This is a genomic window from Methylobacter sp. sgz302048 (assembly GCF_052162025.1).
Classification (GTDB): domain Bacteria; phylum Pseudomonadota; class Gammaproteobacteria; order Methylococcales; family Methylomonadaceae; genus Methylobacter.
Genome location: NZ_CP197401.1, coordinates 2,703,594 through 2,718,271 on the forward strand (window position 1 = coordinate 2,703,594; position 14,678 = coordinate 2,718,271).

Annotated in this window: 12 protein-coding genes; 8 read left to right on the forward strand and 4 right to left on the reverse strand. The window is 49.4% G+C overall.

The window, feature by feature from the left end; all coding sequences use genetic code 11:
- Positions 1-44: 44 nt before the first annotated feature.
- The gene (locus tag ACTNE6_RS12285; protein WP_442496930.1) at positions 45-989 is read right to left on the reverse strand and encodes a hypothetical protein; all 945 of its coding nucleotides are present in this window, start codon (positions 987-989) and stop codon (positions 45-47) included.
- A 1,594-nt stretch (positions 990-2,583) separates the two neighbouring features.
- Between ACTNE6_RS12285 and ACTNE6_RS12290 the strand changes: the two genes are divergently transcribed.
- The 3 genes from ACTNE6_RS12290 (at position 2,584) to ettA (ending at position 5,299) form a co-directional block, all read left to right on the forward strand.
- Complete coding sequence (locus tag ACTNE6_RS12290) at positions 2,584-2,793, forward strand: cold-shock protein (protein ID WP_020157177.1); 210 nt, start codon at positions 2,584-2,586, stop codon at positions 2,791-2,793.
- Between the two features lie 300 nt (positions 2,794-3,093).
- Positions 3,094-3,567: an SRPBCC family protein gene (locus ACTNE6_RS12295; protein ID WP_442496931.1), complete on the forward strand. Its 474-nt coding sequence runs from the start codon at positions 3,094-3,096 to the stop codon at positions 3,565-3,567.
- A gap of 64 nt (positions 3,568-3,631) precedes the next feature.
- Entirely contained in the window at positions 3,632-5,299 is a 1,668-nt protein-coding gene (gene ettA, locus ACTNE6_RS12300; RefSeq protein WP_434483999.1) for an energy-dependent translational throttle protein EttA, read from the forward strand.
- Between the two features lie 45 nt (positions 5,300-5,344).
- Here the strand turns inward: ettA and tusC are convergent, their stop codons facing one another.
- Together tusC and tusD are read right to left on the reverse strand one after the other, a co-directional pair.
- Entirely contained in the window at positions 5,345-5,701 is a 357-nt protein-coding gene (tusC, locus tag ACTNE6_RS12305) for a sulfurtransferase complex subunit TusC (protein ID WP_442496932.1), read from the reverse strand.
- A gap of 5 nt (positions 5,702-5,706) precedes the next feature.
- The gene (gene tusD / locus ACTNE6_RS12310) at positions 5,707-6,096 is read right to left on the reverse strand and encodes a sulfurtransferase complex subunit TusD (RefSeq protein ID WP_442496933.1); all 390 of its coding nucleotides are present in this window, start codon (positions 6,094-6,096) and stop codon (positions 5,707-5,709) included.
- A gap of 171 nt (positions 6,097-6,267) precedes the next feature.
- Between tusD and ACTNE6_RS12315 the strand changes: the two genes are divergently transcribed.
- The gene (locus tag ACTNE6_RS12315; protein WP_442496934.1) at positions 6,268-7,725 is read left to right on the forward strand and encodes a beta-barrel assembly-enhancing protease; all 1,458 of its coding nucleotides are present in this window, start codon (positions 6,268-6,270) and stop codon (positions 7,723-7,725) included.
- Positions 7,726-8,184: 459 nt separating this feature from the next.
- On the opposite strand, the gene ACTNE6_RS12320 is transcribed toward ACTNE6_RS12315, so the two are convergent.
- Positions 8,185-10,500, reverse strand: coding sequence for a TonB-dependent receptor (locus ACTNE6_RS12320; protein WP_442496935.1), 2,316 nt, complete (start codon positions 10,498-10,500; stop codon positions 8,185-8,187).
- A gap of 209 nt (positions 10,501-10,709) precedes the next feature.
- Here ACTNE6_RS12320 and ACTNE6_RS12325 point away from each other — a divergent pair.
- From ACTNE6_RS12325 to ACTNE6_RS12340, 4 genes are all read left to right on the forward strand, one after another.
- Positions 10,710-11,493 (forward strand): IS5 family transposase gene (locus tag ACTNE6_RS12325; protein WP_442499697.1). Its coding sequence is split into 2 segments (ribosomal slippage): positions 10,710-10,934 and positions 10,936-11,493, totalling 783 coding nucleotides; the frame shifts between segments, so codons are not numbered across the junction.
- A 118-nt stretch (positions 11,494-11,611) separates the two neighbouring features.
- The gene (locus tag ACTNE6_RS12330) at positions 11,612-12,562 is read left to right on the forward strand and encodes a ZIP family metal transporter (RefSeq protein WP_194968318.1); all 951 of its coding nucleotides are present in this window, start codon (positions 11,612-11,614) and stop codon (positions 12,560-12,562) included.
- A gap of 106 nt (positions 12,563-12,668) precedes the next feature.
- Positions 12,669-13,367 (forward strand): TMEM165/GDT1 family protein, encoded by a 699-nt coding sequence (locus tag ACTNE6_RS12335; RefSeq protein WP_442496936.1) that lies wholly within the window; start codon positions 12,669-12,671, stop codon positions 13,365-13,367.
- 422 nt (positions 13,368-13,789) lie between these two features.
- Positions 13,790-14,605, forward strand: a complete 816-nt coding sequence (locus ACTNE6_RS12340; RefSeq protein ID WP_442496937.1) for a hypothetical protein — start codon at positions 13,790-13,792, stop codon at positions 14,603-14,605.
- Positions 14,606-14,678: the final 73 nt, after the last annotated feature.

Genomic DNA, 14,678 nt, shown 5'->3' on the forward strand with positions numbered 1-14,678 from the left:
AATGACGGGCTTTACTTTTCGTTAATGCGTTTGCTCGTTTGATTTCAATTGACGCCATAGACAATCTCAAAGATTTCTTCAATTGAGGCGGTTGATTCGTCAATGATGTATACGCTGTTATTCGGATAGAAAGCATAGATTTTATCGCTCTGGTGCTTATAGCGAAATTGGTCACCATGCTGGATCATGGGCGTACCGATGCCTTTGTTAATGAAATCCTGAATCGCCTCAAGCTTCGGGCTGTAATAGTGCTTGACGCCATGCACTACATTTTCCAGATGGCGTTCGTTTGGATTATCCAGATTAAGCAGAGCGTATAAATCATAATCACCGTGTATATATTGCATGCACGTAGAATGCTTGGCGCTATCCATCCATGCATGACTGTTTCTCCAGTTCGGCACTGCCGCCTCGTCAAAACTGGCAGGCGCATCTTCCCTGGAAATCATCAGGCAGCCATAATATTCACTGTTGATGTCGGTATCCACGGCAAAACAGCCTTTTTCGCTGCCATACCGCTTGAATATTTTTTTTGATTTTTCAAGGGGCGTTTTGTCTTTAAGGAACTCATCCCAAGCCTCGACAGCTTTTGCATACTTTCCATCCTTAAAAGCCTGCGCCCCCGTCAAGGTAGGATCAACCACCAGGCCGGCGGTTTTTGCATGAATAATGTGGCCGGAAGCGAATGGTATATAAACGTCGCAATCGGCTGTCTTTGCCTTGCAGTCTATCGGCTTCGGATACATATTCTTATTGCCGATGTATTTCAACGACTCGGGATTGGTCGCTCTGACCAGGATAATGTGATTGAAGACCTGGGCCGCTGCTTTAAAAACATCAATGTCGTCCCGCCTGATGCCTAATCTGCTGTCGCCCCAGTCAAAGGGTTTGATCTTTCTTAATACGTGAGCGTGCTTGAACGAATCGCTGTGCATCTGGCTACGCCGGTTTGCCTGTACTTCAGGTTGTGCAAGTTTGCTGTATCTCATTGACTCTCCATAAATCCTGCCTGCCGACTTCATCTTATCCATATCCAACTGTCTATTTAGTCATTGATTGATCGGCATGGAGAGCTTGTATTCACTCTCCTCAATTTCAAGCTGGCTTCCCATGCAGAAACTGGCCGCAGTCTTCAATGTCCCGGTATTTTGAAGAACCGTCTGGAATCTCTCATTAATTCACACCGAGAGAGCCGGTTACGAGGTATAACGCTCCAACTGACCTGCCAGAAATTAGAATTGCTCTAAACTCGGTTGATGTAAGTCCGGCAACTCCGAAAGACAATCAGAATCGCTAACTCCAGAGAGAAACCATTATTGCTTAATTTTATTTCGGAATTATTAAGAAATTCTTAGCTAGCGCAATAACGTGAGTTATTTATATCCATACGAAGGTTGTGGCAGAAAATCGACTTTAGCAATGCTTAATAAGGCCTACTTTACGGCCTTTCAAAAAATATAATCGGATAAGCTATTTTAAGATCTGATGTGACGCACGGAAGATTTTTCCCGTTTGCCGCGCCGAGCACTGCAGCTTTTAGCGGAGGTAGGCTAGGTTGCCAAACCCAGCATTTGAAGCCTCTCAATCTTCGTAGGGTACGCATCGCGTACCTGTTCAGGGCTTTTCGGCACGCCACAAGTCCGGAAAGGTACGCGATGCGTACCCTACCGTGGATTTTGCCTTGATCTTGGCAGGGCAGCGGGGTAGGCTGGGTTGCTAAACCCAGCATTTCGGCCGCCCCTGCCGGGTTTCCGCTAAAGCTCCAACCCAGCCTACACAGGCTGTTAAAAGCAAGTAACTCGCCTTCCGGTGCGACAAACCCGACTAACACAACCGCCGCGCTAGCGATACTTTATTAGATCGATCTAACTTCAACTAACTGCGTAACATCAGTTAATATCGAGAGAGCCGCGAGTAGGTGCGCGCTAATGCTGCCTCTCAAGCCAAGCACCGCATTCATTTTTTCTAATCGCTCGCTCATGCCAATTTTTGTCAAGAATCGTCATCTGGATTAAGGAGAATCGCTATTTCCGCTTTCCGGACTTGCGCCATGAAAATTTAAGACGAGCCAATAGAAAAAATTCCCAGCGTAAAGGCAACATCAGCAATTCAGCCCTAAATCTCTAGAATCAGCCAAAGAATTTGCAAGGCAATAACAGAAGCATAGATAAACTGTTAGAGGCTTTTTAACCCGTTTGGCTTTAATAAAATTTTTATAGTAGGTGACTGGCGGCTTCAGCAATTACGAAGGCTCTAATTGAGCCGTCGAGAATGCAGAGATCCTTAGTAAAAATATATTTGTCGAAGAGTTAAATTCATTGCTAAAAAATCTAATTTATCTATATACTGTGACTAGCATTTATGCGTATCTTTCTACTGGTTTTGATTTCTCTGTATCCCGCTATAGGCCGAATAACAGGGGGTTTCAACCCGGTCAAAATATTATTCATTAAGTTTTGCTCCGCCAGTATTTTAAGTTCTACCATTGGATGCAGTGAGACGTTTGAGCCGGCTTTATTGTTAAGGCTGGGATTTATAAAGCCAACAGAAATTGGCGATTTTTTTTAAGTTTAAGAGTGAAATATGTCAGAGCAAGTCGTAGGTACCGTTAAGTGGTTCAATGATGAAAAAGGGTTTGGATTTATTGAACAAGAAGGTGGTAAAGATGTTTTTGTTCATCACAGTGCAATTAACGGCACCGGTCGCAAAACCTTGCGCGAAGGCCAAAAAGTTACTATGCAGGTAACTCAAGGTCAAAAAGGCCCGCAAGCTGAGAATGTGACCCCAGCGTAACCAACCCCAAAATCAAGCCCAAAAGTCGATAGACTTTTGGGCTTATTTTGCATGCGAAATAACTGCCGGTTCGCTTCGGCCATGCATTGGGAGCTAAAACCTTTTCAGGTTTATTTATTAAAGCTTCCCTGTACTATTTGATATAGTCATTGTTGGCATTCTCTCATTTAGCAAGACTGCTGTCTTGCTTATAGACTTTCTCGCAGGCCTTGCGATTCTCTGATTGCGGCCGCCCAGCTACCGTTTTTTTCAGCAAAAGTCAGATTTATACCAAACCGATACGGTAACGGAGTCTTTGCCATGCCTGAGTTTTCCTTAAACACAAACTGGCTGATCCCTGCGCCTGTTGAAGCCGTCTGGCCGTGCCTGATCGATACTGAAAACTGGCCGTCCTGGTGGAAATATGTGATATCGGTTGAGGAAATAGAATCGGGAGATGCGTCCGGCATCAACAATATCAGGCGTTATTACTGGCGCACCTGCTTGCCGTACACGCTGATGCTTAATTTATGCGTCACTGAAATACAGCCTCGTCGTTTTATCGCCGTAAAGGTTGACGGCGATCTGCAAGGTCATGGCTATTGTCAATTATGCCCGGACTCCACTAACAGCCGCACTGAAGTTGAATTCAGATGGCAGGTGCAAACCTGCAAACCCTGGATGAACCGATTTGCCACATTAGCCGCGCCGATTTTTGCATGGAACCATGCACGCGTCATGAAGTCTGGAGAAGAAAGCTTGATCCGATACCTGTCAACGGTTAAAAATTTATAAATAACATGGAATAATAGTAAACATCAGGTTACCCTTTATCAATTTACAACTGATACGCAAAAATATGGCGCAATACATATATTCAATGAATCGGGTAGGGAAAATTGTCCCGCCCAAAAAATACATACTCAAGGATATTTCGCTATCCTTCTTTCCCGGCGCCAAAATCGGCGTGCTGGGTTTGAACGGTTCCGGTAAATCGACATTGCTGCGAATCATGGCCGGCATCGATAAAGAAATCGAAGGTGAAGCGATTCCGCTAAAAGGCACTAATATTGGTTATCTGCCGCAGGAACCGCAATTAGACCCCAATAAAACCGTGCGCGGCAATATCGAAGAAGCCGTTGCCGAAACCAAAGCGATCCTGGACCGTTTTAACGAAGTCAGCAATGCTTTTGCCGATCCTGACGCCGATTTCGACGCCTTACTGGCAGAACAGGCCGAGCTGCAGGAAAAGATTGAAGCGGCCGGCGCCTGGGAGCTGGACAGGAAACTGGAAATTGCGGCCGATGCATTGCGCCTGCCGGACTGGGATGCCGATGTGACCAAATTATCCGGTGGCGAAAAACGCCGCGTCGCCCTGTGCCGGTTGTTGCTATCCAATCCGGACATGCTGCTGCTGGACGAGCCCACCAACCATCTGGACGCCGAATCGGTCGCCTGGCTGGAACGCTTCCTGCACGATTATCCCGGCACTGTCGTCGCAGTAACGCACGACCGTTATTTCCTGGATAATGTCGCCGGTTGGATTCTGGAACTGGATAGAGGCTCGGGCATTCCATGGGAAGGCAATTACTCCAGCTGGCTGGAACAAAAAGGCCGCCGCCTGGAACTGGAGGAAAAGCAGGAATCTTCCCGCCAAAAAGCCATGAAAGCCGAGCTCGAATGGGTGCGTTCGAATCCCAAAGGCCGTCATGCCAAAAGCAAGGCCCGTCTGGCGCGCTTTGAGGAATTGTCATCCCAGGAAGTACAAAAACGCAATGAGACTCAGGAAATTTATATTCCGCCCGGTCCACGCCTGGGCGATGTAGTGATCGAAGCGGATAACATCAGCAAGGGCTTCGGCGACCGGCTGCTGTTCAACGGCCTGAGCTTCAAACTGCCGCCGGGCGGCATCGTCGGCATTATCGGACCTAACGGCGCAGGTAAAACCACGCTGTTCCGTATGATGGCGGGCCTGGAGCAGCCCAGCTCAGGTTCGCTGACCATGGGACAAACCGTGCAGTTGGCCTATGTTGACCAGTTGCGCGACAACATGGACCCGAACAAGACCGTCTTTGAAGAAATTTCCGACGGTTTGGATATGATTACGGTCGGTAGGTATGAAACGCCTTCGCGCTCTTATGTCGGGCGTTTTAACTTTAAAGGCGCTGATCAGCAAAAACGCATCGGCGAGCTTTCCGGCGGCGAGCGCAACCGCGTACATTTAGCCAAGCTGCTGAAAACCGGCGGCAACGTATTGCTGCTTGACGAGCCGACCAACGATCTCGACGTTGAAACCTTACGCGCTCTGGAAGAAGCCTTGCTCGCCTTCCCCGGCTGCGCCGTGGTTATCTCGCATGACCGCTGGTTCCTGGACAGAATCGCCACGCACATGCTGGCCTTTGAAGGCGACAGCAACGTGGTCTGGTTTGAAGGCAACTATCAGGACTACGAAGCTGACCGCCATCGCCGCCTGGGCAGCGATGCGGATAACCCTCACCGGTTGAAATACAAAAAGCTGGCTCAATAGTGTCAGTCGTATGGAGCGGGAATAACCCGCTCCATACCCGATCCCTTAGCCCGCAAACACAACGTCATACCGCTTCATCAGCCCGGCTATATCCTTTCGGTAAAACTCCTGCACCGGCAGACATAAATCGCCCGGTTTTAACCCTCTCTCTTGCAGGGATTCAACTTCCGTATAAATATTATGTACATCATAGATTTCCAGCGCCTTAAAGATGGCGGCCGTATCCTTCATGCCCGCAATACCGGGTTGCTGGCCGTTTTTCAGATGGAAAACACCATCATCCAATAACAGGATCGCGACTTGCTGATCGAATGCTGCCGTGGTCAGAACAATATCGAGCATTTCCTGAACCTGGCCGCCGCTGTGCGCCGGTTTGCGCAATACAAACAAATATTTTTTCATTTCTTTCAACCAAAAACGATGAAACGATCAGCTTCCAGCGTAGCCTCAACCAATTGCCCCAGCCCTGAAATACGAAAGCCCTCAGCCAGATCATTATCGGCCTTGCCCTGCCTTTTGCCTTCGTCCGTGCACAATAAACCGCGCCGCTGGGCGGCAGAGATACAAATGACCAGGTCAATTTGATGCTGCCGCGCCAATTCACTCCACTGCGCCGTGAACTGAAGCTCATCATCCGGGGGCGTGGCGTACCTGAAGGCATGATAGATGCCTTCATGATAAAAAAACACCCGAAACACTTCGTGCCCCTGTGCCAAAACGGCCTTGATAAACTGATAGGCAGTATGGCCGGCATTCGACTGATAAGGACAGGTATTAACTTGAATGGCAAATTTCATTATTAAAAGAATAGTTAGACATAGAATAAATACACTCGGAACCCTCGAGAACAGCCTTGTTGATAGTGACGATCTTAGCCTATTATAATCCTATAAAATATCAATAGTCGGCTGTCAGGCCGTTATTTCATTATTTTCGGAACCAATCCTGTCTCACTCAGTCTCATCGCCATGAAATTTAAACCATCCGCTCTAACGCTGGCTTTGGGCCTTGCCCTGTTCCCTGCTGCACAGCAGGCTGTTGAAATTGATAAGATTGAATTGCCCGACATGGGCGATTCCTCAGGCGCACTGATCACCCCGGCGCAGGAACAGGAACTCGGCGCCGCTTTTTTCAGAAGCCTGCACAGCCAAGTTTCCATCAGCCAGGATGCCGAAATCCAGCAGTATATTGACTCTATCGGCAAAAGGCTTGCAACCAACAGTGATACCCCGGGTTATCCTTTCCATTTTTTTGTCGTCATGGAAAATCAGATCAACGCCTTTGCGGGTCCTGGCGGCTATATCGGCGTAAATTCCGCGCTCATTCTGACAACTGAAGCCGAAAGCGAGCTGGCTTCGGTCATGGCGCACGAGGTTGCTCACGTAACCCAGCGTCATCTATACCGTGCCTTTGAAGCCGCCAGCCGTTTGTCGCTTCCCACGGCTGCCGCCACCCTGGCCGCTATTTTATTAGGCACACAATCGCCAGCGGCTGCACAAGCGGCACTCATGGCCATACAGGCCGGCAGTGTTCAGTTTCAAATTGACTTTACACGCGAACATGAAGCGGAAGCCGATCGCGTCGGCATGCAAACATTGGCGGGGTCGCAGTATGACCCGCGCAGCATGCCCACTTTCTTTGAACGCCTGCAGCAATCCACCCGCTATTACGGGCAGGATGTTCCGGAGTTTCTAAGAACACACCCGGTTACCGCTTCGCGTATTTCCGATACCCGCGGCCGGGCGGAAACCTATCCTTACAGACAATACCCCGACTCGCTCGGCTATCAGCTGGTCAAAGCCAAGCTGCGCGTAATAACCGCAACCGATACTGCCGATGCCGTCAACTATTTTCAATCACGCTTGACGCAGGGCACCGAAGAGCAGCGCACCGTTTCCCGTTACGGCATGGGTTTGGCTCAGCTTCATGCGCAAAAATTCAAGGAAGCCGAAGCCATCTTTCGACAACTGGCCCAAGAACATCCCGAGCAGGCCCAATACGTAGCGGCGCTGGCCCGTACGCTGCTTGAAGCAAAGCATTATCCTGAAGCCCTTGCCCTCTATCAAAAAACGGTTAAACAATTTCCTGACAATGATGCCGTCAAGCTTGAATATATAACGTCTCTGTTGAAAGCGGGCAACCCCGAGGCGGCCCGCAAAAATCTAATGGCATTGAGTCCTAAAATCCAGCAGCAGCCGATGTATATGCAGCTCCTGGCGCAAACCTACAGCGATTTAAACCAATCGGCCGAATCGCATCGCTATCTTGCCGAATACTACTATATGACAGGACAAACCAGAGACGCCATCCTGCAGATCAGATTGGCCCAGAAATCAAAAGACCTTAATTTTTATCTATCCTCCATTCTTAACGAGCGCCTCAGTTTCTTTCTGAACGAGGAAGAAGAAGCCCGGCGTGACCGGTAAAAATTTTGCATTGACTGGCAAAAAGCAATCACGTGTATTCTTAACGTTTACTTAATTGACTGCAATCTTTGCCAGCCATTTCTTACATTAGAAATCGCTAAAATTTCATAACATAATGTATCTATTAACTATTTTCGAGCCGATACTATTTAACTTAAAAAATCATTTTTTTTGATGGACACTACTGTTTTTTTTGATATAGAATCTTCACCAGCTTAACGGAGTGAGCCCGGTTTAACGGCCGGCTAAGAGGAGGATAAGCCTTTCAGGCTATTGATAACAATAATAAATTAAGTAATTCTGCTTGAGTTAAGTTGTACAGAGGATCATAGAGTACAACAAAAATAATAAAAATAATAACACTCAGTATGCCCGCTCCATGCGGGCTTTTTATTGCCTGCAATTTATACAAACTTGTTTCAGATTTTCGAGCGTCCCTGCTCAGCTCAATCCGGAATTTTACATGCTCAAGCGCACACCGATCCATCCGGCCCTTGGCGCGCCGGGCGAGACAAAACGGCCGCTATTGAAAGCATCGCCCAAAACTTCATCAGCTTGCCCGTAGACACCGAAAGAGGCATAGTCCTTATCGAAAATATTATCCACCTTACCAAACAAGGCCAGGTGTTTATTGATCTTATATTCCGCCTTCGCATTGAACAACCAGTAACCGGCCAGCTTCGGAGTGGTATTGGCCTCATCGCCCCTAAAGAACTGATCACCGCTGTACAGGCCATCAATGCCCAACGAGAAACGTTTCCATAAATCGACACCGATCGACGCCTTGAAGATATGCTCGGGCATGCCCGGAATTCTATTGCCGCGCGTTACTTGAGCCGGCTCGTCTTCATCCAACGGGCTTTGAATCGTAAAGCCATCCATAAAACGCGCATTCAGGTAGGTATAATTGGCCGCAAAATGCCAGTCGTCAATGCCGCTGAACAACTGCGCATAATTAAGCGTAGTGCCGGCTTCTATGCCGTAACGGCGCGTTTGCCCGACGTTGCTGAAAAATCCTTCGCTGATGCTGTCGCCGCCGCGATTAAAGATGATATCGTCATGATTCACGGTATGGAAATAGCCCAGATTCCACTTCATGTCGCCTTTCTCCAAGAATTTATCAAAATCCCCGCGGAAACCGCCCTCCCAAGTTTTGGCCACGACCTGATCCAACGGCGGATCGGAAACAAACGCATTCGGCAGCCGGCAGGGATCATCCTGATCGGCGCAGCTTAACTCCATCGGCGTCGGCGCCCGCGAGGATTCACTGTAACTGCCGTACATGCCGACGTTATCGATAATCTGATAAGTAAAGCCGGCCGATGGATTAAAGCGCTCGAAACTATGCTTGCCGCTTAATTTGTCCTCGCCGTCGATGAACTGGTTGGCCATGGTGATGCTGACATGGTTGTAACGTCCGGCCAATGTGACGGCCAGATCGTCGGTCACCGAGAATGTATCGCTCAGATAGAAGCCATAGGTTTCGGTATTGGTATTCAGGCGCACCCTGGCGTCTCTGACCAGAATACCGCTGCCTATGGTGCCGCGGTCATCGGTCAGCTGCGCCAATTCGGTATCGGAACCAAAATGCACATCGGCATAATCATAGCTGGCGCCGACTGTCAGATTGTTTTCATGCTCGAACCAGTCCTGCTTGAACATCGATTGCAAAGTGCCGCCCCGGCTGCGCATATTGGTTGCGCTGGTATTATTGGTCGCGCCTTCCACGCTGTCGTCTTCAAGCACCTGGTTGCCGTTGATATCGACAACCGGAAATTCGCCTGACTCATCGCACAGCAAACCGCTGTCATCTGCACAGCCATCAAAATCGCTGTCATCGCCGTTAAAGGTTCTGATCCGGTTCTGACGGAAATAGGCATTACCGCTTACTTCAATGTCATCGGTCAGGTCATAACTGCCTGACAGTTCGGAAAAGAACATGCGCGTAATGGTTTGGTCAGGATGCGTAAATACGGCTTTTCTGCCCAGACCCAGCAACTGTTCAGGCGCTGCGCCGTTGCCTTTCATATCGTTATCGTTGGCGGCCAGCGTTAAATCCAGTTCTCCGCGGTCGTTCTGCCAACTCAAGGTGCCTAAAACCTGCTTGGCGCGCGTCGGCGAGAAATCGCGCCAACCCTGTTCGCCGAAATTGTGCACATCGAGAAAATAGCCCCAGGTGCCGTTATTGGCGCCGCTGGTTAATTCTTCCGAATGCCGGTCCCATGAACCGCCGTAAACTTCAAACTGATGGCCAGGCGCCGAAAAGCCGGTTTTGGTCTTGAGCGCTATGGCGCCGCCCAGCGTGTTCAAGCCATACATCGGATTGGACCCTGGCACCAATGCCATCGTGTCAATCGCACCCTTGGGGATCAGGTCCCAGTTGACCGTATCGCCGAAAGGCTCGTTAAATCTGACTCCGTTCACATAGGTCGACAAGCCTTGCGGCAATCCCAGCAATGGCGAAGCGACAAAGCCGCGGTAATATATATCAGGCTGCAACGGGTTGTTCTGCGCTTCATTGACATGTACGCTGCCCAGATAGCGGTTGATATATTCATTCAGAGACAGACTCTGCGCCTTCTCCAACTGCTCTGAGGTCACCGTCTGGATATTGGCCGGTATCTTGGCGGCCTCAACGCCACTGCCCGACAATGGCGTAACGCCTACGACATCGATGGTTTCCAGCGTAACTTTTGATTGCTCTTCCGCCATAACGGCAGACAGCGAGGACAGGCTGAAAAGCCCGATCGCTCCATAAACAAGATTTTTTTTCATTATCCCCCCAAACTTAAGAACCAGACATGGTAGCTAAATCAACCGGGAGAACATAGACATGACCCCAAAAAAGGAAAAATTCCTATATTCGGGCAATTAAATTACCATGCGGCAGATACAGGCTTATTGAATTACTTAGAAGCTGTTTGGAAATTTCGTTTTTCTGATTTAGGGTAATGAAATTTTGCTACCAGCAGGTGTACTCATGAATCAAAAAGCGGAAGCAGCGTTATCCGAGTAACCTGAGCGATGGAGCGTGGCGTTACCTGAAACCCCATCTGCCGGTGTCGGCAATGGGAAGGCCTCGAGTGATAAGTCTGCGGCAGGTGATCAAGGCCATCCTCTATATTCTGAAGACCGGTTGCCAGTGGCGGCAACTGCCCCGCGAGTTTCCGGCTTGGACGGCCGTTTACTACTATTTTAGTAGTTGGTCCTGCAACGGGCACCTGGAAGCGTTTGCACCATCTGCTGCACGCAAGACTGCGGGAACAATGCGGTCGTCATAAACACCCGACGGCCGGTTGCCTGGACAGCCAAAGTATCAAGTGCACAGCGGTTCCCGGAGCACGCGGGTTCGATGCCGGGAAAATGGTCAATGGCCGTAAACGCCATATTCTGGTGGATACACTGGGGCTGCTGTTGGTTGCCGTAGTGACCGTTGCCAGTGTGCAAGACCGAGACGGTGCTCGGTTATTGTTCCGTCAACTGCCGGGGAGTTGCAAAAAACTGAAGAAAATTTGGGTGGATGGTGGCTACAGTGGTCGGCTAGTGGCTTGGGTCGCAGAACGCTTCAAATTCTGTCTGGCAGTGGTGCTGCGACCCAAGGAAACCCGGAAGTTTGTGCTATTGCCCCGGCGCTGGGTGGTTGAGCGCACCTTCGGTTGGCTGAATCACTCACGCCGCCTCAGCAAAAGCTATGAGCGTCTCACTCTCACCGATGAAACCTGGATTTACATCGCCATGACCCGCATTATGTTGAATCGCCTGGCTTGAAGCGGGAGTTTCCAAACAGCTTCTTAGGTTTTTATAACCATACAACAGCAGAGTATTTAGCTATAATGCCAGGCACAATAACTATAACCATTCAGATCAGCTGAGGCAGGCCACGCTTATGACAATCACAGTAAATACTGTCAATAAAATACAGCGCTACTTAGAACATCAATTAGTCCGGATAAAATCCAGCCAGAACTATCAAAAACTGCAGGCCATGCCTCCATTGAAGCGCTGGAGCGTTGTAGCCGGACTGTTTTTATTGTCGCAGATAGCCCTGTTCGGCGCTTTGTATCTGATTTTCGGCAAAATCGTTGTGATTGGCTTTTTCGCCAGCATTCTGGCTGGACTGGCGACCGGCATCGGCGCCCTGCCCGCCCTGTACTTTAAAAACATTTCAGTCAACCTGTTCAATGGCATGCTTGGTGCGGCGGCCGGCGTGATGCTCGCGGCGACGGCCTTTTCCCTGCTGGTTCCCGGCATGACTTATGGCAACGAGATCTGGCCCGGCAACGGCATTTACGTCGTCTCCATCGGCATGCTGATTGGCGGGCTGTTTCTGCATTATGCCGATCGCCAACTGCCCCATGTTCATTTCGAGACCATCTCAGATACGCAACTGGCCTCGTTAAAAAAAATCTGGTTATTCATTATCGCTATTACGATTCACAATTTTCCTGAAGGCATGTCGGTCGGCGTCAGCTTCGGTTCAGGAGAGATCAAAAACGGTGTGATTCTGGCTGTCGCGATCGCCCTGCAAAACATTCCCGAAGGTTTGGCCGTCGCCCTGCCGCTGGTGGGCCTCGGCTATAACCGTTGGAAAGCCATAGGCATCGCCACTGTCACCGGCCTAGTTGAGCCCGTGGGGGGCTTGCTGGGCATCACCATGGTCACGCTGTTCGAACCGGTACTGCCGGTCGCCATGGGATTTGCTGCCGGCGCCATGCTGTTCGTCATCAGCGAGGAGATCATTCCTGAAACGCATTCCGGCGGCCGTTCGCGTTATGCCACTTTCGCCCTCATGATCGGCTTTATCATCATGATGGTTCTGGATAACCTGTTGGGCTGACAAAGATCCCTAACTTCCACTACAAACCAAACACATATATCGGCTGTCCGCCGCATCTGCCGGTGGGGCGGACGTTTGCCTTTCGTACTGTTTACAGAGACAAATAATGGGTGAGCTGCAAAATTTCTTTCAAAACTATCTACAACACTTTCCAAATTATCTACAGCACTTTCAAAACTATCTACAACACTTTTTATCTCTACTGACTTCCGGCAACTTGGCTGAAATATCGGCCACGGCCGCAACCAGCTATGCGCTGATTGCAGCGGCCGAAATCGGCGATAAAAGCCAGCTGGTTTGCATGACGCTGGCGTCAAGGCATCGAGGGCTGCCGGTCATGCTCGGAGCCATCACCGCCTTCGCTTTTTTAAACACGCTGGCCGTGGTTTTCGGTGTTGCTATCGCCGCCTGGCTGCCTGAGTATATCGTTGCGGCCACTGTCGCTTTCTTGTTTGCGGCCTTTGGCATTCATGCATTACGGATAGAAGAAGAGGATGAAGACGAGGAAGTCAAGGAAAAAAGCGGCCACGGCATTTTCTTTACCACGTTTCTGCTGATTACAGTGGCTGAATTCGGCGATAAAACGCAGTTGGCCGTCGTCGCTTTAAGCAGTACCGCCTCTCCTGTTGCCGTCTGGCTGGGTTCTACAGCCGCCCTCGCCTCAACATCGGCCCTTGGCATTCTGGCAGGACGCACTATCCTGCAGAAATTCCCGTTAACTCTGCTGCACAAAATCAGCGGCGCAATTTTTCTGATATTGGCAGTCCTTGCCGGCTACAGAGCTTATATGGATTACATGGGTTAATAACGTAATCTTTTTAGAGAATAATGACCTGAACATCCGTCGACTTAATCTATTAAGACTTTCAAAGACTCCTTGAACTGATAGGGCACTTGAACGAGCGAGCGGTGTCTGAGAAGTATGAAAAAGAAGCCTATCGAGTTGCCTGCATTACTGCAAGCAGCTACTGATCCCGATCAATTCCACATTGATGCTCTATCTTCATCCGGCGCAATCATATGCCTGTGCTTTTCCAGATTAAGTCCGATTCAAGGACTACCCCATCGACCGGTCATACCGTTCATCCTTTAGAACAGCGCTTACAGGAGGATTGGCCGGCCCAATAATTCCGAAATGCTCCGCTAATCATGCGGCTTGCTTAACTTTTATCGTAAGCCTCTAATTTCGGTTCAAAAATTGAGGCTGATAAATAGAGGAGAAAGAAAATGAAAAAATCGTTTTCACTATATATGATGGCCTGTCTGCTTTTTGTCTCAGCCGGAGTGGATTCCGCGCCATCCATGAAAATCTACGGCATCGGCGGAGGAAACGGCCGCCAAGTAGATATCTTGAAACCTAATAATGGCGAAACGCAGCCGGAAATCACGGTTAAAGGCTCTAACGGGGCGGCATGCATTAATATCGCCGGCCGATGGAATTTTTCGGAAAATGGCACTTTTACCTGTCAAGCTGAGGGAGAACAGCCGTTTACTGACCCTATAAGCGACACGGGAACATTTGACATTCTGCAGAATGGTTGCAACATCAGCTATACGGGACCAGGCCCCGATCCAATCAAAAGAACCGGCCAGATAAACGGCAACATGGTCACTCTTTCCGGGGTACTTGTTGTTCCCGGGGCCGGCGTAACGCTTTCTGAAAATAGCTTTACCGCGACAGGCGCAGTAAACGCTCCGGATGAGTTTACTTTAAGTGGTACGGGCCAAATCAGAGGCACGGACTCCGGCGTACCCTTTTCGTGTACATTAAACTCAATCGGTAAATTTACGCGGGATTCCGTGTTGCGCAATCGAATAGAGTGCCTTCTGAATTGGGCGGAAAATAATTACCCAGACTTATTTTCTCCGGCTGGAGCAACCTCGCAATTTCAACCGCCGTATACTTATCGCCATTATAGCCAGACAAACTCTTATGCAGGGGTTTCAGCCGACAACAACCATGTTTATTATCTGGGTCCTGATGGCGTTTTAGTCGATGTGGGTGATTTAGCGGGCTGGTTGACCAGGGCATCGTGTCAATGATGCTGTGCCGATTCGAGAGCGCATGTTCCTGGGCTTACATGTCCCGGCCAGGCCACGCAGAGGACTGATCGTT